Genomic DNA, 21,096 nt, shown 5'->3' with positions numbered 1-21,096 from the left:
CCATGAACATCGCCAGCATCATCGACTTCGCCCAAGTCCTCACCGAGGCTGAACGCTACCGTCCCGCGGCAGAAAAAATCCTCAAGGGCGAGCCGGACCAGGCTGTCTACAACCATTATTCCACCCCGTGCGGACAGTTCGCCGCAGGTGTCTGGGAAGGTGAGGTCGGGCAGTGGACAGTGAACTACACCGAGCATGAATACTGCGAGATCGTGCAGGGCGTTTCGGTACTGCGCGACCCGGATGGCGGCGCCAAGACCCTGCGTGCCGGTGATCGGTTTGTCATTCCGGCCGGCTTCAAGGGCACCTGGGAAGTGCTGGAGCCGTGCCGCAAGATTTATGTGATGTTCGAGCAGAAATGAGTGCGACGCCGGCGTGGTGATTAATTACCACAGCCCGGCAAGCCAAGAGCGTGATCCTTGCAGCGTCCAATTCAGGACAATCCAAGGAGAATCATCATGACTACCGACATCCTCGGCGCCGCTCGTCACGTGATTGGCTCGCAGTATGTAGAAAGCGTCAAGCCTTACATCCTCGAGCTGACCGGCCTGACGACCGCCGCCGGCCCACACGACATCACCAGCAAGGACATACGCTCCGACAGGGTGATGATCCGTGTCGACGCTGGCGGTACCATCGACGGCCTGCACATCAGCTGATACCCACTGCTGATCGCTACAAGAAAGGGGCTCCAGACGGAGCCCCTTTCTTGTTGGCATCCACGTAAAAAAAAACCCGCGTCCTTTCGGATGCGGGTTTTTTCAGGTCGCCGATCAATTACTTGATCTTGGCTTCCTTGTACACCACGTGCTTGCGAACAACGGGATCGTATTTCTTGATCTCGATTTTGTCCGGGGTGGTGCGCTTGTTCTTGTCGGTGGTGTAGAAGTGGCCAGTGCCAGCACTCGAAACCAGACGGATCAATTCACGCATGACGTTCTCCTTAGAACTTTTCGCCGCGAGCACGCAGCTCGGCCAGCACTACGTCGATACCACGCTTGTCAATGACGCGCATGCCTTTGGCAGATACGCGCAGACGCACGAAACGGTTCTCGGATTCAACCCAGAAACGGTGGTGCTGCAGGTTCGGCAGGAAACGACGACGGGTTTTGTTGTTTGCGTGGGAAATGTTGTTCCCGGTTACTGGACCCTTACCAGTAACTTGACAGACTCTCGACATGACTCAGCCCTCTAAAACCACATGCCCAACCCGGCATGGGTTGGCCGCTTAATCTCTCAGTCTTTGGCGCCAGGCGCCGTGATTCTGGAGGTCTTACCGACCGGATCCGCTGATGCGACAGGCCGAGCCCCTAGAAAAGAGCGCTGCTTTATACCAGAAAGACTGCATTGCAACAACTGCTGATGAGCATCTGTCGGAGACAAATCGTGCGCGAGCAGCATAGCGGCTAGCCCGGCGAACTGTCGACCACTCGTCGCCAGCCGGTAGAAAAAGAGGGTGGTCATTTCCTGATGCGCACACTAGGGTAGGACGTTTCCAGACTGCACTGGCAGATGGGCCACTGACAGCCAAGGAGTCACGATGCGTGCCGCCGCCCTTTCCTTAATGCTCACCTCCCTGCTTGCTGCCGGCATCGCCCAGGCCGCGCCACTGAGCGTCTGCAGCGAAGCCAGCCCCGAGGGCTTCGACGTGGTCCAGTACAACTCGCTGACCACCACCAACGCCTCGGCCGACGTACTGATGAACCGCCTGGTCGAGTTCGACGCAGGCCAAGGCAAGGTCGTCCCCAGCCTGGCGCAAAGCTGGACAGTGTCGGCTGACGGCCTGGTGTACGACTTCAAGCTGCGTGAAGGGGTCAAATTCCACTCCACGCCTTATTTCAAGCCAACCCGCGCCCTCGATGCCGACGATGTGCTATTCAGCTTCCAGCGCATGCTCTACCCCGCCCACGCCTGGCACAAGACCGCACCGGGTGGCTACCCGCACGCCCAATCACTGCAACTGGGCAGCCTGATCAAGTCGATCGAGGCGCCGGAGCCGAACAGCGTACGCTTCACCCTGACCCACCCCGATGCGACCTTCCTGGCCACCTTGAGCATGGGCTTTGCTTCGATCTACTCCGCCGAGTACGCCGACAAACTGCTCAAGGCAGGCACCCCGGAGAAGCTCAATAGCCAGCCGATCGGCACCGGCCCGTTCGTCTTCCAGCGCTACCAGAAGGACGCCGTGGTGCGCTACCGCGCCAACCCGGACTACTTTGATGGCAAGCCTGCGGTCGATCCGCTGATCTTCGCCATCACTACCGATGCCAACGTACGCCTGCAGAAGCTCAAGCGTGGTGAATGCCAGGTGGCCCTGTCACCCAAGCCCCTGGACGTTGCCGAAGCAGGCAAGGACGGTAACCTCAAGGTCGTCACGACACCGGCCTTCATGACCGCTTTCGTTGCCATCAACAGCGAGCACCCGCCGCTGGACAAACCCGAAGTGCGCCAGGCGATCAACCTGGCCTTCGACAAGCAGGCCTACCTCAAGGCCGTTTTCGAAGGCACCGCCACCGCCGCCAACGGCCCCTACCCGCCCAACACCTGGAGCTATGCCAAGGACCTGCCCGGCTACCCGCTGGATCTCAAGCGAGCCAAGGCGCTGCTGAGCAAGGCCGGTTACGCAGATGGGTTCAGCACCACGATCTGGACCCGCCCGTCAGGCAGCCTGCTCAACCCCAACCCAAGCCTGGGCGCGCAGATGCTCCAGGCAGACCTGGCCAAGATCGGCATCAAGGCCGAAATCCGCGTGATCGAATGGGGTGAGCTGATCCGTCGGGCCAAGGCTGGCGAGCATGACCTGCTGTTCATGGGCTGGGCCGGCGACAACGGCGACCCGGACAACTTCCTCAGCCCGCAGTTTTCCTGTGCGGCGGTAAAGTCGGGGACCAACTTCGCGCGGTTCTGCGACAGCCGGCTGGACCAGTTGATCAGTGCAGGGCGTACCACCAACGACCAGAGCGTACGCAGCCGGTTGTACCAGCAGGCGCAGACGCTGATCCAGCAGCAGGCGCTGTGGGTACCGCTGGCGCACCCGACGGCGGCAGCGCTGTTGCGCGAGGGCGTCGAGGGTTACCAGGCAAGCCCGTTCGGGCGGCTGGATTTCAGCAAGGTTTCGGTGAAGCGCTGAACCCTGGCTTTGCAGGCTCGACCAAATGCCGGCTTGCCGGCGATTGGTCGAGCCTGCAAACAGGCAGCCACTAAGCGACAATCCACCCCTGCTCCACCATCGACAGCGGCTCCCCATCACCCACGATGATGTGATCGAGCACCCGCACATCGATCAGCGCCAACCCCTGCTTCAATGCAAGCGTCATGTGCACGTCGTCCTGGCTCGGCTCACTATTGCCCGAAGGATGGTTGTGGCAAAGGATCAACGCCGCAGCGTTGTGCATCAACGCACGGCGCACCACTTCCCGCGGGTAGATGCTGGCCCGGTCGATCGTCCCTCTGAACAGGATTTCGAAAGCCAACGGCCGGTGTTTGCTATCCAGAAACAGGCAGCCAAAAACTTCGCTAGGCTCATGACGCAGCATGGCTTTCAGGTATCTGCGCACCGCAAAAGGGCTCTCCAGAGCGCAGTCGCGCTCGATCGATGTGGCAAGGTTGCGCCGCCCGATCTCCAGCAGCGCCTGCAATTGGCCATACCGCACCGGCCCAAGCCCGAGCGCCCCCACGAATGCGTCCCTGTCAGCTTCAAGCAACTGGCGCAAGCCGCCGAACTTGACGAGCAACCCCCGCGCCAGCTCCACGACGTTGTGGCCCCGCACGCCAGAGCCGAGAAACACGGCCAGCAATTCGGCATCCGAAAGGCTGCCCACCCCGCGCTGCATCAACTTCTCCCTGGGCCGCTCCTCGGCTGGCCACTCGCTTATCTTCATTGCATCTCCTTTGCGCCCTGCTGCGACACGTTTAGGCCCTGTGTTAATCTATTTCGCCTCGTACATGCGACGTTCTGCCGCAGGCAATCCTGTTCGTCGCTGCCCGCTCTCTCTGGAAAAAGGCAAGCCTATGCAGCGGCTGTATCGCAAGCGCATCGTTCTCGGCGTCGGGGGCGGCATTGCCGCCTACAAGAGCGCCGAGCTGATTCGCCGACTCCTGGAGCACGGCGCGCAAGTGCGCGTCGTCATGACCCGTGGTGGTGCTGAATTCATCACCCCGCTGACCCTGCAGGCGCTGTCCGGCCACCCGGTACACATGGATCTGCTCGACCCTGCCGCCGAAGCGGCCATGGGCCACATCGAACTGGCCAAATGGGCCGACCTGGTGCTGATCGCCCCCGCCACCGCCGACCTCATGGCCCGCATGGCCCAAGGCATGGCCGACGACTTGCTGACTACCCTGGTACTGGCCACCGACGCCACCGTGGCAGTGGCCCCGGCCATGAACCAGGCCATGTGGCGCGACCCGGCGACCCAGGCCAACCTCGACCTGCTCAAGACCCGTGGCATCCAGGTGTTCGGGCCGGCTTCCGGCAGCCAGGCCTGCGGCGACGTGGGCCTTGGCCGCATGCTCGAAGCCACCGACCTGGCCTGGTGCGCCGCCGAGAGCTTCAAGCGCCAGGCGCTCACCGGCAAACATGTGCTGATCACCGCCGGGCCAACCCAGGAAAACATCGACCCGGTGCGTTACATCACCAATCATAGCTCCGGGAAGATGGGCTTCGCGCTGGCCGAGGCGGCCGCAGAAGCGGGTGCCCGGGTGACCCTCGTCACCGGCCCTGTGCACCTGCAGACCCCTGACCGGGTCAACCGGATCGACGTGGTCAGCGCGCGGGACATGCTCGCAGCCTGCGAGGCGGCCATGCCGTGCGACCTGTTCATCGCCTCGGCAGCGGTCGCGGACTACCGCCCGGAGGTCGTTGCCACACAGAAGCTCAAGAAAGATCCTACGACCGCCGACGGCATGCTGCTGCAGATGGTGCGCAATCCCGATATCCTTGCCACCATCGCTGGCCGCACCGACCGCCCGTTCAGCGTCGGCTTCGCCGCCGAGACCGAACATTTGCTCGATTACGCCACGCGCAAGCTCAAGGACAAGAACCTCGACCTGATCGTCGCCAATGATGTGGCCAACCCCAGCATCGGCTTCAACAGCGAGGAAAATGCCCTGACCGTGATCGACCGCCAGCAGCATCAAACCCTCTTCGCGCAGACCAGCAAAGGCAAGATTGCCCGGCAACTAGTCGCCTTCATCGCCGAACGGCTCAACCAGGTTCAATAAGTTACATGCACGCTCTTCAAGCCAAGATCCTCGACCCACGCCTGGGCAGTGAATTTCCGCTGCCGCAATACGCCACCCCTGGCTCCGCCGGCCTGGACCTGCGCGCCCTGCTCAAAGAGGACACCGTCCTGGAGCCGGGGCAGACCCTGCTGATTCCTACCGGCCTGTCGATCTACATCGGCGACCCGGGCCTGGCCGCGATGATCCTGCCGCGCTCGGGTCTGGGCCATAAGCATGGCATCGTGCTGGGCAACCTGGTCGGCCTGATCGACTCGGATTACCAGGGCGAGCTGATGGTGTCGTGCTGGAACCGTGGCAACACGCCATTCACCATCGCCGTTGGCGAGCGCATCGCTCAGCTGGTGCTGGTACCGGTAGTGCAAGCGCATTTTGAAGTCGTCGAGGCCTTCGATGAAAGCCAGCGCGGCACCGGCGGCTTCGGCCATTCCGGCAGCCACTGAGCCGACCGGCGACCGTTCAGGCCATGGATGGCGAACTCTCTGATGAAACCACCGTCCAAGCGTTCAGTTTGCGCCTGCCCAGAAAGCCTTTGACTAATGGAGCTTCCAGAGATGAACGACATGGCCCACCTGGTCCCCGCACTGCCCGACAGCATCTTCCGCGCCTATGACATCCGCGGCGTGGTCGGCAAGACCCTGCACGCCGAAACCGCCTACTGGATCGGCCGCGCCATTGGCGCGCAGACGCTCGCCCAAGGCGAGCCGCAGATTTCCGTCGGCCGCGACGGCCGTCTGTCCGGCCCGATGCTGGTCGAGCAACTGATCAAAGGCCTGGCCGATGCCGGTTGCCAGGTCAGCGACGTCGGTCTGGTGCCGACCCCGGCGCTGTATTTCGCTGCCAATGTCCTGGCCGGCAAGTCCGGCGTGATGCTCACCGGTAGCCACAACCCTTCGGATTACAACGGTTTCAAGATCGTGATCGCTGGCGATACCTTGGCCAACGAACAGATCCAGGCCCTGCTGACTCGCCTGAAAACCAACGACCTGACCCGTGGCGAAGGCAGTGTGGAAAAGGTCGAGATCCTCGAGCGCTACTTCCAGCAGATCTTCGCTGACGTGAAGCTGGCGAAAAAGCTCAAGGTGGTGGTGGACTGCGGCAACGGCGCTGCCGGCGTTATCGCGCCGCAGCTGATCGAAGCCTTGGGCTGCGAAGTCATCCCACTGTTCTGCGAGGTGGATGGCAACTTCCCCAACCACCACCCGGACCCGGGCAAGCCTGAAAACCTTGAAGACCTGATCGCCAAGGTCAAGCAAACCGGTGCCGATATCGGCCTGGCCTTCGACGGCGACGGTGACCGCGTCGGTGTGGTGACCAACACCGGCAGCATCGTTTACCCCGACCGCCTGCTGATGCTGTTCGCGCAGGACGTGCTGGCGCGTAACCCGGGGGCCGAGATCATCTTCGACGTCAAATGCACCCGCCGCCTGACACCGCTGATCGAACAACACGGCGGCCGCGCCTTGATGTGGAAGACTGGTCACTCGTTGATCAAGAAGAAGATGAAGCAGACAGGTTCGCTGCTGGCCGGCGAGATGAGCGGGCACATCTTCATCAAGGAGCGCTGGTACGGTTTCGACGACGGTATCTACAGCGCCGCACGCCTGCTGGAGATCCTCAGCAAGGCTGGCCAGGACGCCGAAAGCCTGTTTGCCGCATTCCCGAACGACATTTCCACGCCGGAAATCAATATTGATGTGACCGACGAGGGTAAATTCAGCATCATTGATGCACTGCAACGCGACGCCGACTGGGGCCAAGCCAGCCTGACCACCATCGACGGTGTGCGGGTCGACTATGCCCAGGGCTGGGGCCTGGTTCGCGCCTCCAACACCACGCCGGTGCTGGTGCTGCGCTTCGAGGCCGAAAGCGACGCCGAGTTGCAACGTATCAAGGATGTTTTCCGCGCCCAGTTGCTGCGGGTTGCCCCTGAGCTGCAACTGCCGTTCTGACCGACTATCTGTTCCTTACAGGAGCCCTGCATGACCCTCGATCGCGATGCCGCTTCCCATGTAGCCGAGGTTTTGTCCGAAGCACTGCCTTACATTCGCCGTTTTGTCGGCAAGACCCTGGTGATCAAGTACGGCGGCAACGCGATGGAGAGCGAGGAGCTCAAGACCGGGTTTGCCCGTGACATCGTGCTGATGAAGGCCGTGGGCATCAACCCGGTGGTCGTGCACGGTGGTGGCCCTCAGATCGGCGACCTGCTCAAGCGCCTGTCGATCGAAAGCCACTTCATCGACGGCATGCGTGTCACCGACGCGGCGACCATGGACGTGGTTGAAATGGTGCTGGGTGGCCAGGTCAACAAGGACATCGTCAACCTGATCAACCGCCACGGCGGCAGCGCCATCGGCCTGACCGGCAAGGACGCGGAGCTGATCCGCGCCAAGAAGCTCACCGTGAGCCGCCAGACGCCAGAGATGACCCAGCCGGAAATCATCGACATCGGCCACGTCGGCGAAGTGGTCAGCGTCAACACCGACCTGCTGAACATGCTGGTCAAAGGCGACTTCATCCCGGTGATCGCGCCAATCGGCGTGGGTGCCAACGGTGAGTCGTACAACATCAACGCCGACCTGGTGGCCGGCAAGGTGGCCGAAGCACTGAAAGCCGAGAAGCTGATGCTGCTGACCAATATCGCCGGCCTGATGGACAAGCAAGGCCAGGTCCTGACCGGCCTGACCACCGAGCAGGTGAACGAACTGATCGCCGACGGCACCATCTACGGCGGCATGCTGCCGAAGATCAAGTGCGCGCTGGAAGCGGTCCAGGGTGGCGTGAACAGCTCGCACATCATCGACGGCCGCGTGCCGAATGCGGTGCTGCTGGAGATCTTCACCGACAGCGGCGTGGGCACCTTGATCAGCAACCGCAAGCCACGCTGATCGCCTGCACTGGCCCTATCGCCGGCTTGCCGACGATAGGGCCGTAAAAGGCAACAGATAAAAAAGGCGACCCGAAGGTCGCCTTTTTCATTACCGAGCCGCAATCAGATCCCGTACTGCGCCCGATAGGCCTCGACCGCCGGCAGATGCTGCTTGAGCTGCGGATCATCGGCCAGGAACTCCAGCACCTGGGTCAGCGAAACGATGCTGACTACCGGGATACCGAAGTCACGCTCCACTTCCTGGATCGCCGACAGTTCGCCATTGCCGCGCTCTTCGCGGTTGAGCGCGATCAGCACGCCAGCGGCCTTGGCCTGCTGGGCATTGATGATCTGCATGACCTCGCGGATGGCAGTGCCAGCGGTGATCACGTCATCGATGATCAGGACGTCACCGGCCAGTGGCGCGCCGACCAGGCTGCCGCCTTCGCCGTGATCCTTGGCTTCCTTGCGGTTGAAGCACCACGGCACGTCCAGCTGATGTTGCTCGGCCAGGGCCACGGCGGTGGCCGCAGCCAGCGGGATACCCTTGTAGGCCGGGCCGAACAGTACGTCGAACGGGATCTTGCTGTCGACGATGGCCGCCGCGTAGCAACGCCCCAGCTGAGCCAGGGCAGAACCTGTGTTGAACAGGCCGGCATTGAAGAAATACGGGCTGGTACGCCCCGATTTCAGGGTGAATTCACCGAAGCGCAGAACGCCGCGATCGATGGCAAAACGGATGAAGTCGCGCTGATACGGCTGCATGGAAAGTCCCGGACACCACGGATTTAGCTAAATGGGTTGAGCTCGGGTATCATACACGCACGAGATTTTTGGGGCCATTTATGCGGATCATCAGTGTGAACGTAAATGGCATTCAGGCTGCAGCCGAGCGTGGATTGCTCAGCTGGTTGCAAGCCCAGAATGCCGACGTCATCTGCCTTCAGGATACCCGCGCCTCGGCCTTTGAACTCGACGACCCAGCTTTCCAGCTCGATGGCTATTTCCTTTATGCCTGCGACGCGGAGGTACCCGCCCAAGGTGGCGTGGCACTGTATTCGCGCATGCAGCCCAAGGCAGTCATCACCGGCCTGGGCTTCGAGACAGCCGACCGCTACGGGCGTTATCTGCAAGCAGATTTCGACAAAGTCAGTATTGCCAGCCTGCTATTGCCTTCGGGCATGAACGGCGACGACGACTTGAACCAGAAGTTCAAGTTGATGGACGACTTCGCCAAGTACCTGGACAAGCAGCGGCGCAAGCGTCGTGAATACATCTATTGCGGCTCGTTCTACGTGGCGCAGCAGAAGCTCGACATCAAGAACTGGCGTGACAGCCAGCAGTCGCCAGGCTTCCTGCCGCCTGAGCGTGCCTGGATGGATGCGATCACTGGCGACATGGGCTATGTGGATGCCCTGCGCGAAGTCAGCCGTGAAGGTGACCAGTACAGCTGGTGGCCGGACAACGAGCAGGCCGAGATGCTCAACCTGGGCTACCGGTTCGACTACCAGATCCTCACCCCGGGCCTGCGCCGCTTCGTGCGCAATGCCCGCCTGCCGCGTCAGCCGCGCTTCTCGCAGCATGCGCCGCTGATCGTCGACTATGACTGGACGTTGACCATCTGAGCACTGTTCAGATACGAAAAAGCCGACATCGAAGTCGGCTTTTTCATACCTGCAGGATCAATCAGTCGGCCAGAGCGACCTGCTGCAGTTCGAAGATCTCGTTCATGCCCTTCTGCGCCAGCGCCAGCATGGCGTTGAAGTCTTCGGGCTGGAACGGCGCACCCTCTGCAGTGCCCTGCACTTCGATGAAACCACCGGCACTGGTCATGACCACGTTCAGGTCGGTCTCGGCAGCGGAGTCTTCCAGATAGTCCAGGTCGAGTACGGCTTCGCCCTGGTACATGCCCACCGATACGGCGGCGATCATGTGCTTGAGCGGATTGCCGCCCTTCAGGCCACCCCGTTTCTTGATCACTGCCAGGGCATCGACCAAGGCGACCATGGCGCCGGTGATCGACGCGGTGCGGGTGCCGCCATCGGCCTGGATCACATCGCAGTCGACGTACAGGGTGATGTCACCCAGCTTGCTCATGTCCAGCGCGGCGCGCAGCGAGCGGCCGATCAGGCGCTGGATTTCCAGGGTGCGACCACCCTGCTTGCCACGGCTGGCTTCGCGCTGGTTACGCTCACCGGTGGAGCGCGGCAGCATGCCGTACTCGGCGGTCAGCCAGCCTTGGCCCTGGCCTTTGAGGAAGCGCGGTACGCCGTTTTCAACGCTGACCGTGCAGATGACCTTGGTGTCACCGAACTCGACCAGTACCGACCCTTCGGCGTGCTTGGTGTAGTTGCGGGTGATGCGGATCGAGCGGAGCTGATCGGCGGCGCGACCACTTGGACGTTTCATCTGGGATACCTGTACTGGGACTTTGAATCTGCCCGGCATTATAAAGCCCGTAGCCCGGTGAGGACATGCTTATTGTCGGGCCGCGCACAGCCTGTCGCCTTTTCCCACCGGCCGATGAGGGCTCTGTAACATGGGCGGATTGGGCGCCAAGGGCGCACTGCGCTACAATCCTGCGCCTTGCAGCCGAAAGGCTTTCCCGTTCACATCATCTACGCGAGGTACTCCCCATGGTGCACAGCATGACCGCTTTTGCTCGTGTCGAGCGCGCAGGCAGCCAAGGCACCCTGGTCTGGGAACTGCGCTCGGTCAACCACCGCTACCTTGAACCTCACCTGCGCCTGCCCGACGCCCTGCGCGACCTGGAAGGCGCGGTGCGTGAGGGTCTGCGCCAAGGCCTGTCGCGCGGCAAGGTCGAATGCACCTTGCGCCTGCACGAAGACAGCAACGGCAAACCACTGAAGGTCGACCGCGAGCGTGCCGCACAACTGGTCGCCGCCGCCGAAGAAGTGGCCGGCCTGATCAAGCAGCCGGCGCCGCTCAACCCGCTGGAAGTGTTGTCCTGGCCGGGCGTGCTGGTGGCCGACGCCAGCGACCCGCAGGCGCTCAATGCCGAAGCCGTGGCACTGTTCGACGAGGCCCTGGCCGAATTGAAGGCCGGGCGCCTGCGCGAAGGCCAGGAGCTGGCACGCCTGATCAACGAGCGGCTGGACAGCATGGCCACCGAGGTCACCACCCTGCGTGCCCTGGTACCGCAGATGCTGGCCGCACAACGGCAGAAGATCATCGACCGCTTCGGCGACCTCAAGGCCGAGCTCGACCCGCAACGGCTTGAGCAGGAGATGGTGCTGCTGGCACAAAAGAGTGACGTTGCCGAAGAGCTGGACCGCCTCAGCACCCACGTCAATGAAGTACGCCGGGTGCTCAAGTCCGGCGGGGCCGCTGGCCGGCGCCTGGACTTCCTCATGCAGGAGCTCAACCGCGAGGCCAATACCCTGGGCTCCAAGGCCTTCGACCCGCGTAGCACGCAAGCGGCGGTCAACCTGAAGGTACTGATCGAACAGATGCGTGAACAAGTACAGAACATCGAGTAAGGCCACCCCTACCATGAACCACAGCAGCGGCACCCTATATATCGTCTCGGCCCCGTCAGGTGCCGGCAAGACCAGCCTGGTCAACGCCCTGATCAAGGACGACAAACGCGTCAGCGTTTCTGTCTCGCACACCACGCGCGGCAAACGCCCGGGCGAGGAGCACGGCATCAACTACCACTTCGTCAGCCATGACGAATTCAAGGCGCTGATCGACAAGAACGACTTCCTTGAACACGCCGAAGTGTTCGGCAACTTCTACGGCACCTCGCGTAGCACGCTGCAGCAAGTGCTGGACCGGGGCGATGACCTGATTCTGGAAATCGACTGGCAAGGCGCCCGTCAGGTGCGCGAGCTGATGCCCGAAGCCCGTTCGATCTTCATCCTGCCACCCAACCTGGAGGCGCTGCGCCAGCGTCTGGACGGGCGTGGGCAGGACAGCGCTGAGATCATTGCCGGCCGCATGAAAGAGGCCGTCAGCGAGATGCAGCACTACGACGAGTACGAGTACGTCATCATCAACGACGACTTCGATGTGGCGCTGGAGGAGTTGAAGGCCGTGTTCCGCTCGAACCGTTTGCTGTTGAGCAAGCAGCAGGATCGGCACGGGGCATTGCTCAAGCAGTTGATCGGCTGAAGATAGAGACAGTTGGGGCCGCTTTGCGGCCCTTTCGCGACACAAGGCCGCGCCTACCGCGGGGTGTTGGGGCGCAACGCGCCCCACCCAGCATTATTCCTGCAGCTGCAGAGTCGCCTGCTGTCGCAGGGTAGCCCCCAGGAAGTAAGCCGGCGCGCGCATCCGCGACAGCATCATCAGCACTATCCCCAGTGCCGAAATGATCGCCGCAATCACGAACACCAATCCTACGCCAGCCACATGCGAGCCACTGCCGAAATCCGGCGACGCGCTGTCGATGGCGGTGCGCACGAAGATCACCGACAGGATCACACCACCCAACAGGGGGCACAGGCCGCGCATGCAGAAGTGGCGCAGGCTGTCGAACAGGCTGTGGCGGAAATACCACACGCAGGCAAACGCGGTCAGCGAATAGTAGAAGCAGATCATCATGCCCAGGGCGGTGATGGTGTCCGCCAGCACGTTTTCGCTGAGGGTACGCATGGTCACGTAGAACAGGCCTGCGGCAACGCCGGCACAGATGGTTGCGTAACGTGGCGTCTGCGAACGCGGGCAAACCTTGGCAAAGCGCTCTGGCACCGCACCGTAGTAACCCATAGCGAGCAGCGTGCGCGCCGGAGAGACGAAGGTCGACTGCAGCGAAGCGGCGGTGCTGGCCAGCACGGCGATGGACATCAGGATCGCCAGCGGCCCCATGACTGGCCCGGCCAGGTGGGCAAAGACGTTCTCCTGGATACGCGGGTTGTTCAGTCCCAGCCCTTGCTCGCTGATCCCCGCGAATTGCAGGGTGGCGATGGCGGTGAGCAGGTACAGACCAAGAATCAGCAGCACGGTCCAGGTCGCCGCTTTGCCCGGCACCTCGTCGCTGCCGATCGATTCCTCACTGACGGTCAGGCACACGTCCCACCCCCAAAAGATGAAGATCGACAACGACAGGCCAGCGGCAAAGGCCGAGAACGACTCCACGCCGAAGGGGTTGAACCAGGCCAGGTCGAACTCCAGCGGCGCTGGCGCGGTGGTCTCACTGAAGGCGGCGAAGGCAAAGCCGATCAGCACCAGCAGTTGCAAGGCCACCAAACCATATTGCACGTTCATGGTGGTGGCCATGCCGCGACAACAGATCCACACCGCCATGGCGATGAACACGCAACAGGTGGTGATGTTGATCAGCAGGTTATCCGCCAAGGCAGCCAACGCCTGGTTACCGGTGATCTGAGCCAGGAACAGATAGAAAAAATCAACGGCCACCCCGGCCAGGTTGGACAACACGATGGTGGTGGCAACGACCAGCCCCCAGCCACCGATCCAGCCGATCATCGGGCCGAAGGCGCGGGCCGACCAGGTAAAGGAAGTACCGCTGTCCGGCTCCGCCGCGTTCAGCTCACGGTAGCCCAGGGCGACCAGCAGCATGGGCAGGAAGCCGACGATGAAGACGGCCGGAAGGTGCTCGCCGACCTCCCGCACGGTGGGGCCAAGGGCACCGGTCAGGGTATAGACCGGGGCGATAGTCGAAATGCCCAGCACCACGCTGGCCAACAGGCCAAGACGGCCTTTTGCCAAACCTTTGCTGCGCTGAGTGCTGCCTGAATCGGCCACATCGGGTGGGCGGCCAGCTTCTGTGTAATCGCTCATGAGTATTTGCCGTAACTATTGGAATTGTTGTCACAGGCCCTGCGAACAAGGCGCTTTCACTCATTGAAAGCTTGCGTATCGGTATCAGTCATCCAAGACCTTCGGGTAACGACCCTACCGTGCAGCATGGGCAATGCAGGCCTCGCGGAACGCCTGGAACAGGCGTGTGGAGACCGGGTTGTCGGCAAAACGCCATTCCGGGTGCCACTGCACGCCAAGCACAAAGCCAGGCGCGTCAGGCATCGACACCGCTTCGATCAGGCCATCCGGGGCCCTTGCCTCGACGCGCAGGCCCGGGGCCAGGCGGTCGATGCCCTGACTGTGCAGCGAGTTGACCTCGAACTGCGCAGCCAGGCCCAGGCGCTCGAATACCCCGCCAGGCGCAATGCCGACGGGATGACGAGGGCCGTATTGCACCTCCAGGGGTGCGTCCTCAGGTTCACGGTGGTCCAGGTAGCCCGGCAGTTCGTGCACGCGCTGGTGCAAGCTGCCGCCTAGGGCCACGTTCAACTCCTGGAAACCACGACAGATACAGAACACCGGCACGCCGGCGGCAATGGCCGCCTGCAACAGCGGCAAGGTCAGGCGGTCACGTGCAAGATCGTGCCGGGTACCTTCCGCGCTGGGGGCGCCATTGTAATGATGCGGCTCGACATTTGAAGGCGAGCCGGTAAAAAGAATGCCATCGAGCCGTGCCAGCAACGCCTGCGTGTCGCTGCCCCCGTCGCGGGCCGGCAGGATAAGCGGGAGCCCGGCAAAGCCGGCCGCCTCGACATACTTGTCGCCCACCGTGTGCGACGAGTTCTTCCCCACCTGCTGACGGCAGGCGCTGACACCGATCAAGGGGACCGCAATTGCGCTCATGGGCTTACACCGTGTGCAGGTACCAGTTGTACTCGAGGTCGGAGATCGATACTTCGAACTCGGCCAGCTCACTTTCCTTGCAGGCCACGAAGATATCGATGTAGTCCGGGCTTATGTATTGGTTGAGGACTTCACTGTCATCCAGCGCGCGCAAGGCGTCGCGCAGGTTGTTCGGCAGGCTTTGCTCCAGCTGTTCGTACGAGTTGCCTTCAATCGGCGCGCCAGGCTCGGCCTTGCTGGTCAAGCCATGGTGGATCCCCGCGAGAACTGCCGCGAGCATCAGGTAAGGGTTGGCGTCGGCGCCCGCTACACGGTGCTCGATGCGCACGTTTTCACTGCTGTCGGTCGGCACGCGAACCGCTACGGTACGGTTGTCCAACCCCCAGCTCGGCGCATTCGGCACGTAGAACTGGGCGCCAAAGCGACGGTACGAGTTGACGTTCGGGCACAGGAAGGCCATCGACGCCGGCATGGTCTCCAGCACGCCACCAATGGCATGGCGCAGAGCATCGCTTTGCAGTGGGTCTTCATGGGCAAAGATGTTCTTGCCGGTCTTCTTGTCGAGCAGCGAAATGTGCACGTGCAGGCCGTTGCCCGCCTGGCCTGGGTAAGGCTTGGCCATGAACGTGGTGTCCATTTCATGGTCGTAGGCGACGTTCTTGACCAGGCGCTTGAGCAGGATCGCGTAGTCGCACGCCTTCAGCGGATCGGCAACGTGGTGCAGGTTGACTTCGAACTGCGCGGGCGCGCTTTCCTTGACGATGGCATCGGCCGGCAGGCCCTGCTCCTTGGCCGCTTCCAGCATGTCCTGCAGGCAGTCGACATATTCGTCGAGGTCGTCGATGAGGTAGACCTGGGTCGACTGCGGACGCTTGCCCGAAGTGGGCGAGCGCGGCGGCTGCGGACGACCGTTGAGGTTGTCCTGGTCGATCAGGTAGAACTCCAGCTCGAACGCGGCGCAGATGTCCAGGCCCAGGTCATCGAACTTGCTCACCACCTGGCGCAGCACTTCGCGTGGGTCGGCGAAGAACGGCTCGCCCTCGAGCTCGTGCATGGTCATCAGCAACTGGGCGGTCGGGCGCTTCTGCCAGGGTTCGTTGCAGAGCGTGCCGGGGATCGGGTAGCAGATCCGGTCGGCATCGCCGATGTCCAGCCCAAGCCCGGTGCTTTCCACGGTCGAGCCATTGATATCCAGGGCGAACAGCGATGCCGGCAGGTTGATCCCCTTTTCGTACACCTTGTGCAGGCTGGCCCGCTCGATGCGCTTGCCACGTACCACGCCATTCATGTCGGAGATCAGCAGATCGACGTACTGAGTGTCCGGATGGGCCTGGAGGAAGTCTTTCATCTCGCTGGAAGAACTGGCGCACGGGGTGACCGACGTCATGGTGTACATCCTTTGATGTGCTGCGGCGATGTGGGGATACGGCTGGCGCCTCACGGGCGACGATGGTTGCAGCTGTTGTTTTTTTAACTTTCCCATCGTGGGGATTGGTTACCCGACCGGGCGCATTGATTCCCGGGGGCAGTTCCACTATAAAATGGCCTCAACGCAACAGACATTGGCATTTCGGCAAGTAGAGCGTGCACCAATGCAATATCAGATCACCCACGCCGACCTCTCCCTGGTCCTGGCCCTGGAGCGCGGGCGCTCACTGGCCAAGGCCGCCGAACTGCTCAAGGTCGATGTTTCGACCGTGTTCCGTTCGATTCGCCGGCTTGAGTCGGCACTGGGCACCGCACTGTTCGTCAAGAGCCGTAAGGGCTACCTGCCGACCGACACCGCCCAGGCCCTGGCCGAGCAGGCCGAACGGGCCGAGCAGGCGCTGGATGCTGCGCGCATCGCCATGACCAGTGGCGAGCAGGTGGTGAGCGGCACCGTTCGTCTGACATGCACTGAGGCGGTAATGCACAGCCTGCTGCTGCCGGCGCTGGCCGAGTTCATGCCCAATTACCCGGCTCTGTCGCTGGAGATGGGCACGTCCAACACCTTCGCCAACCTCAGCAGGCGCGATGCCGACATCGCTCTGCGCCTGACCAATACGCCGCCCGAGCACCTGGTCGGCCGTTGCCTGGGTTCGACGTCCTATGTGATCTGTGGCCAGCCGCAATGGCGCGAGCGCCTGGACGAGTCCCACAACAGCGTGCCATGGATAGCCCCGGACGACTCCATGCAGGACCACCCCACCGTGGTCTGGCGCAATCAGCAGTACCCCGGGCTGAGCCCGCGCTACCAGTGCAGCAGCATGTCGACCATTGCACAGCTGGTAAGCACGGGGCTGGGCGTTGCGGCGCTGCCCGACTACATGGTCCATGCACTGCCTGGTGTCGAGGCGCTGAGCGGACCGCTGGCCGGTTGCGACACCCAACTGTGGCTGCTGACCCGGCCCGATTGCCGGGCCTTGCGCTCGGTGCAGACATTGTTCGAAGAGCTGACCCCAAGGTTGCGCGGCGCGATGTTGTGAGATACAAGATGAAGGTGTCTGTCGCGGCCCTTTGGCGGTGGTTCGGCGCCCCGGCAAGCCCGCGTTCACAGGGTGAGGGATGCAGGCCTGATGGGGTATCCGGCAAAACAGCGCTTCCCTATTGGCTGGTGATTTTTTAAACTATCGAGTCCGCCTGCCCATATTGGGCTGCACGCCCATCGCATTTGCTACTGAGGAAGACCATGGCCCGCGTAACTGTTGAAGACTGCCTGGAACACGTGGATAACCGTTTTGAGCTGGTCATGCTCTCGACCAAGCGCGCCCGTCAGCTGGCTACCGGCGGCAAAGAGCCACGCGTAGCGTGGGAAAACGACAAGCCGACCGTCGTTGCCCTGCGTGAAATCGCAGAAGGCATCGTCACCAACGAATTCATTGCCGCTGAAGAGATCGTCACCGAGGATCCGGTCTTCGCCGCGTTCGAGGACGAGTCCAACGAGGCTGTCTGATCGATGCCTGGTCGACGTCGCGCGGCGCAAGGCCCTCTTCCTCGGCAAGAGGTGAAACCATGCCGGGCATAGAAGCCTTAGCCGAACGGCTGTCGACCTACCTGGGCCCCGAGCAGGTCAATCTGGTTCGCCGGGCCTATTTCTACGCCGAACAGGCACACGATGGGCAGCGCCGCCGCAGCGGCGAGCCCTATGTGACCCATCCGCTGGCCGTGGCCAGCATCCTCGCCGACATGCACATGGACCATCAGAGCCTGATGGCGGCCATGCTGCACGACGTGATCGAAGACACCGGCATCGCCAAGGAAGCCCTCAGCCAGCAGTTTGGCGAAACGGTTGCCGAGCTGGTCGATGGGGTCAGCAAGCTGACCCAGATGAACTTCGAGACCAAGGCCGAAGCGCAGGCTGAAAACTTCCAGAAGATGGCCATGGCCATGGCCCGCGATATCCGCGTGATCCTGGTCAAGCTGGCCGACCGCCTGCACAACATGCGCACCCTGGAAGTGCTGTCTGGCGAAAAACGCCGACGCATCGCCAAGGAAACCCTGGAAATCTACGCGCCCATCGCCAACCGGCTGGGCATGCACACTGTGCGCGTAGAGTTTGAAGACCTCGGCTTCAAGGCCATGCACCCGATGCGCTCGTCGCTGATCCACCGGGCGGTCAAGAGCGCACGCGGCAACCGTAAAGAGATCGTCGCCAAGATCGAACACTCGCTGGCCAACTGCCTGGCCGCCGACGGTATTCAAGGCGAGGTCAGCGGCCGGCAGAAACACCTCTATGGCATCTACAAGAAGATGCGCGGCAAGCGCCGCGCCTTCACCGAGATCATGGACGTGTACGCCTTCCGCATCATCGTCGACAAGGTCGACACCTGCTACCGCGTGCTCGGCGCCGTACACAACCTGTACAAGCCGCTGCCCGGGCGCTTCAAGGACTACATTGCGATCCCCAAGGCCAACGGCTATCAGTCGTTGCACACCACGCTGTTCGGCATGCACGGCGTGCCCATCGAAATCCAGATCCGCACCCGCGAAATGGAAGAGATGGCCAACAATGGCATCGCCGCACACTGGCTGTACAAGTCCAACGACGACGAGCAGCCCAAAGGCAACCATGCGCGCGCTCGCCAGTGGGTCAAGGGCATCCTCGAGCTGCAGCAGCGTGCCGGCAACTCGCTGGAATTCATCGAGAGCGTGAAGATCGACCTGTTCCCTGACGAGGTCTATGTCTTCACGCCCAAAGGCAGGATCATGGAGCTGCCCAAAGGCTCCACCGCCGTCGATTTCGCCTATGCGGTGCATACCGATGTGGGCAACAGCTGCATCGCCTGCCGCATCAACCGGCGCCTGGCGCCGCTGTCCGAGCCGCTGCAGAGCGGTTCGACGGTCGAGATCGTCAGCGCCCCGGGCGCGCGGCCCAACCCGGCCTGGCTCAACTTCGTGGTCACCGGCAAGGCCCGTACGCACATCCGCCACGCACTCAAGCAGCAGCGACGCTCCGAGTCGATCAACCTTGGCGAGCGCCTGCTGAACAAGGTGCTGACCGGTTTCGACAGCAGCCTCGAGCAAATCCCTCAGGAGCGTATCAACGCGATTCTCGCCGAGTACCGCCTGGAGCTGATCGAAGACCTGCTCGAAGACATTGGCCTGGGCAACCGCATGGCCTATGTGGTGGCCCGCCGCCTGCTGTCAGCCGAAGGCGAACAGCTCCCAGCACCGGAAGGCCCTCTGGCGATCCGCGGCACCGAAGGCCTGGTATTGAGCTATGCCAAGTGCTGCACGCCCATCCCGGGCGACCCGATCGTCGGCCACCTGTCGGCAGGCAAGGGCATGGTCGTGCACCTGGAGAACTGCCGCAATATCAGTGAAATCCGCCATAACCCGGAGAAGTGCGTACAGCTTTCCTGGGCCAAGGACATCACCGGCGAATTCAATGTCGAGTTGCGTGTCGAGCTGGAACACCAGCGCGGCCTGATTGCCCTGCTGGCCAGCAGCGTCAATGCCGCCGACGGCAACATCGAGAAGATCAGCATGGACGAACGCGACGGCCGCATCAGCGTTGTCCAACTGGTGGTCAGCGTGCACGACCGCGTGCACCTGGCTCGTGTGATCAAGAAGCTGCGTACGCTGACCGGCGTGGTCCGCATCACCCGCATGCGTGCGTAGTCCGCCAACCGCAAGGAGTCATCATGAGCAAGACCGTCATCAACAGCGACAAGGCCCCTGCCGCCATCGGTACCTACTCGCAAGCGATCAAGGCCGGCAATACCGTTTACATGTCGGGCCAGATTCCGCTGGACCCGAACACCATGGAACTGGTTGAGGGCTTCGAAGCCCAGACCGTACAGGTCTTCGAGAACCTCAAGGCCGTTGCCGAAGCTGCGGGCGGTTCGTTCAAGGACATCGTCAAGCTGAACATCTTCCTCACCGACCTGAGCCACTTCGCCAAGGTCAACGAAGTGATGGGCCGCTACTTCGAGCAGCCGTATCCAGCCCGTGCCGCCATTGGCGTTGCCGCGCTGCCAAAAGGCGCCCAGGTAGAAATGGACGCCATCCTGGTCATCGATTGATGCCGCAGGTGACGGGCGCCTTGCCCGTCACCTTTCAGTTCAAGGTTAACCTACCATGCGTCAAGCACTGCCCCTCGCGCTGGCAGCCCTGCTTCTGAGCGGCTGCGCCAGCCACAAACCCGAAGATTTCAACGGCACCTGGATCAACCAGGACGCCATCAACGCCGCCGTCAAAGGTGGCAGCCTGCGCCAGGCCCTCAATGAACACGGCCCCATCTTCGAGTGGAAACTCGATGTGGCCAGCCAGCAGGCCAGCTACAGCAATGGTTTCGAGGCCGCCGACGGCCAATTGAGCGCCGCTGACAAGCAATGGCAGGCCAACTTCCCGGGCGGCCAGACCGAACAGCTGGCGCTGGATGGCGACGAGCTGAAAGCCACGGACACAACAGGTGCCGAACGCAGTTTCGTCCGCGCCAAACAGCTCGGTAATGTGCCCTTGGGCAGCAGCTTCGAGAAAGCACTGTACCAGGCGTACCTCGGCGGGGACTGGAAGATTGTCGAAGGCCAGGGCACAGGTAGCGTCGTCCGGTTCACCGATAACGGCGGCGTCACCGGCCTGCCCGGCCCTGACCGCTACGCCCTGTGCCTGGCCGGCGATTGCGCAAGCATGGGGGGCAGCAACGACAGCCTTTGGCTTGAGCGCAACCAACGTGGCGCGCCATTCATCTTCAAGCGCGATGGCGACAAGCTGGAGATCTTCCAGGCGCTCAACCGCGCACAGCCCGATGAAATCCCGCAACTGGCAGCCGGTACCCGCCAGTGGGTGCTGGAGAAAGACTGACCCAAGTCGCGCCTGGTTTCACTGGCCTAATCGCCGGCTTGCCGGCGATAGGGCCAGCAGCGATACAGCAG

At 62.2% G+C, this 21,096-nt stretch carries 22 protein-coding genes and 1 pseudogene; 15 read left to right on the top strand and 8 right to left on the bottom strand.

Features of this window, described 5'->3' with window-relative positions:
• Positions 1-2 precede the first annotated feature (2 nt).
• Together ACMGF5_RS09740 and ACMGF5_RS09735 are read left to right on the top strand one after the other, a co-directional pair.
• A complete protein-coding gene (locus tag ACMGF5_RS09740; RefSeq protein ID WP_115273282.1) occupies positions 3-362 on the top strand; it encodes a cupin domain-containing protein in 360 nt (119 codons plus the stop codon).
• Positions 363-458: 96 nt separating this feature from the next.
• Entirely contained in the window at positions 459-659 is a 201-nt protein-coding gene (locus ACMGF5_RS09735) for a hypothetical protein (RefSeq protein WP_115273281.1), read from the top strand.
• Positions 660-777: 118 nt separating this feature from the next.
• On the opposite strand, the gene rpmG is transcribed toward ACMGF5_RS09735, so the two are convergent.
• Positions 778-933 carry a 50S ribosomal protein L33 gene (gene rpmG, locus ACMGF5_RS09730; protein WP_003253507.1) on the bottom strand — a complete coding sequence of 52 codons (156 nt, stop codon included), beginning with the start codon at positions 931-933 and terminating at the stop codon, positions 778-780.
• A 10-nt stretch (positions 934-943) separates the two neighbouring features.
• On the bottom strand, positions 944-1,180 hold the full coding sequence (rpmB, locus tag ACMGF5_RS09725; protein WP_012312138.1) for a 50S ribosomal protein L28: 237 nt from the start codon (positions 1,178-1,180) through the stop codon (positions 944-946).
• 360 nt (positions 1,181-1,540) lie between these two features.
• On the opposite strand from rpmB, the gene ACMGF5_RS09720 reads away from it, so the two are divergent.
• Positions 1,541-3,130 carry an ABC transporter substrate-binding protein gene (locus ACMGF5_RS09720; RefSeq protein WP_046786875.1) on the top strand — a complete coding sequence of 530 codons (1,590 nt, stop codon included), beginning with the start codon at positions 1,541-1,543 and terminating at the stop codon, positions 3,128-3,130.
• A 70-nt stretch (positions 3,131-3,200) separates the two neighbouring features.
• Here ACMGF5_RS09720 and radC read toward each other — a convergent pair whose 3' ends face one another.
• Entirely contained in the window at positions 3,201-3,881 is a 681-nt protein-coding gene (radC, locus tag ACMGF5_RS09715; RefSeq protein WP_119688048.1) for a RadC family protein, read from the bottom strand.
• Between the two features lie 130 nt (positions 3,882-4,011).
• Between radC and coaBC the strand changes: the two genes are divergently transcribed.
• From coaBC to argB, 4 genes and pseudogenes are all read left to right on the top strand, one after another.
• Entirely contained in the window at positions 4,012-5,223 is a 1,212-nt protein-coding gene (gene coaBC, locus ACMGF5_RS09710; protein WP_174141075.1) for a bifunctional phosphopantothenoylcysteine decarboxylase/phosphopantothenate--cysteine ligase CoaBC, read from the top strand.
• A 5-nt stretch (positions 5,224-5,228) separates the two neighbouring features.
• Positions 5,229-5,684 (top strand): dUTP diphosphatase, encoded by a 456-nt coding sequence (gene dut / locus ACMGF5_RS09705; protein ID WP_012312134.1) that lies wholly within the window; start codon positions 5,229-5,231, stop codon positions 5,682-5,684.
• Between the two features lie 135 nt (positions 5,685-5,819).
• Positions 5,820-7,193, top strand: a pseudogene (locus tag ACMGF5_RS09700) (phosphomannomutase/phosphoglucomutase); the annotation flags it as partial.
• A gap of 30 nt (positions 7,194-7,223) precedes the next feature.
• Positions 7,224-8,129: an acetylglutamate kinase gene (argB, locus tag ACMGF5_RS09695; RefSeq protein ID WP_046786869.1), complete on the top strand. Its 906-nt coding sequence runs from the start codon at positions 7,224-7,226 to the stop codon at positions 8,127-8,129.
• A gap of 104 nt (positions 8,130-8,233) precedes the next feature.
• On the opposite strand, the gene pyrE is transcribed toward argB, so the two are convergent.
• Entirely contained in the window at positions 8,234-8,875 is a 642-nt protein-coding gene (gene pyrE, locus ACMGF5_RS09690) for an orotate phosphoribosyltransferase (RefSeq protein WP_011536401.1), read from the bottom strand.
• An 80-nt stretch (positions 8,876-8,955) separates the two neighbouring features.
• On the opposite strand from pyrE, the gene ACMGF5_RS09685 reads away from it, so the two are divergent.
• On the top strand, positions 8,956-9,735 hold the full coding sequence (locus ACMGF5_RS09685) for an exodeoxyribonuclease III (protein ID WP_012312131.1): 780 nt from the start codon (positions 8,956-8,958) through the stop codon (positions 9,733-9,735).
• 61 nt (positions 9,736-9,796) lie between these two features.
• Here ACMGF5_RS09685 and rph read toward each other — a convergent pair whose 3' ends face one another.
• Entirely contained in the window at positions 9,797-10,519 is a 723-nt protein-coding gene (rph, locus tag ACMGF5_RS09680; protein ID WP_046786868.1) for a ribonuclease PH, read from the bottom strand.
• A 227-nt stretch (positions 10,520-10,746) separates the two neighbouring features.
• On the opposite strand from rph, the gene ACMGF5_RS09675 reads away from it, so the two are divergent.
• Positions 10,747-11,610, top strand: coding sequence for a YicC/YloC family endoribonuclease (locus ACMGF5_RS09675; protein ID WP_039604571.1), 864 nt, complete (start codon positions 10,747-10,749; stop codon positions 11,608-11,610).
• Between the two features lie 13 nt (positions 11,611-11,623).
• Positions 11,624-12,244: a guanylate kinase gene (gene gmk, locus ACMGF5_RS09670; RefSeq protein ID WP_414157750.1), complete on the top strand. Its 621-nt coding sequence runs from the start codon at positions 11,624-11,626 to the stop codon at positions 12,242-12,244.
• A gap of 93 nt (positions 12,245-12,337) precedes the next feature.
• Here the strand turns inward: gmk and ACMGF5_RS09665 are convergent, their stop codons facing one another.
• The 3 genes from ACMGF5_RS09665 to ACMGF5_RS09655 form a co-directional block, all read right to left on the bottom strand.
• Positions 12,338-13,876, bottom strand: a complete 1,539-nt coding sequence (locus tag ACMGF5_RS09665) for an APC family permease (RefSeq protein ID WP_115273277.1) — start codon at positions 13,874-13,876, stop codon at positions 12,338-12,340.
• A gap of 114 nt (positions 13,877-13,990) precedes the next feature.
• On the bottom strand, positions 13,991-14,740 hold the full coding sequence (locus ACMGF5_RS09660) for a gamma-glutamyl-gamma-aminobutyrate hydrolase family protein (RefSeq protein ID WP_115273276.1): 750 nt from the start codon (positions 14,738-14,740) through the stop codon (positions 13,991-13,993).
• 4 nt (positions 14,741-14,744) lie between these two features.
• A complete protein-coding gene (locus ACMGF5_RS09655; RefSeq protein WP_376778915.1) occupies positions 14,745-16,088 on the bottom strand; it encodes a glutamine synthetase family protein in 1,344 nt (447 codons plus the stop codon).
• 244 nt (positions 16,089-16,332) lie between these two features.
• On the opposite strand from ACMGF5_RS09655, the gene ACMGF5_RS09650 reads away from it, so the two are divergent.
• The 5 genes from ACMGF5_RS09650 to ACMGF5_RS09630 all read left to right on the top strand — a co-directional run bounded on the left by ACMGF5_RS09650 (position 16,333) and on the right by ACMGF5_RS09630 (position 21,025).
• The gene (locus tag ACMGF5_RS09650; RefSeq protein WP_046786863.1) at positions 16,333-17,205 is read left to right on the top strand and encodes a LysR family transcriptional regulator; all 873 of its coding nucleotides are present in this window, start codon (positions 16,333-16,335) and stop codon (positions 17,203-17,205) included.
• A 203-nt stretch (positions 17,206-17,408) separates the two neighbouring features.
• Positions 17,409-17,672, top strand: coding sequence for a DNA-directed RNA polymerase subunit omega (rpoZ, locus tag ACMGF5_RS09645; RefSeq protein ID WP_012312123.1), 264 nt, complete (start codon positions 17,409-17,411; stop codon positions 17,670-17,672).
• A 59-nt stretch (positions 17,673-17,731) separates the two neighbouring features.
• Complete coding sequence (gene spoT / locus ACMGF5_RS09640; protein WP_046786862.1) at positions 17,732-19,840, top strand: bifunctional GTP diphosphokinase/guanosine-3',5'-bis pyrophosphate 3'-pyrophosphohydrolase; 2,109 nt, start codon at positions 17,732-17,734, stop codon at positions 19,838-19,840.
• A 23-nt stretch (positions 19,841-19,863) separates the two neighbouring features.
• On the top strand, positions 19,864-20,244 hold the full coding sequence (locus tag ACMGF5_RS09635; protein ID WP_012312121.1) for a RidA family protein: 381 nt from the start codon (positions 19,864-19,866) through the stop codon (positions 20,242-20,244).
• A 55-nt stretch (positions 20,245-20,299) separates the two neighbouring features.
• The gene (locus ACMGF5_RS09630) at positions 20,300-21,025 is read left to right on the top strand and encodes a hypothetical protein (protein WP_046786861.1); all 726 of its coding nucleotides are present in this window, start codon (positions 20,300-20,302) and stop codon (positions 21,023-21,025) included.
• The last annotated feature ends 71 nt before the right edge of the window (positions 21,026-21,096 follow it).

It is taken from the genome of Pseudomonas sp. BNK-15 (assembly GCF_047456105.1).
Lineage (GTDB): Bacteria > Pseudomonadota > Gammaproteobacteria > Pseudomonadales > Pseudomonadaceae > Aquipseudomonas > Aquipseudomonas putida_E.
The sequence above is the reverse complement of the archived record's forward strand: the minus strand, read 5'-3'. Positions and strand labels throughout refer to the sequence as shown.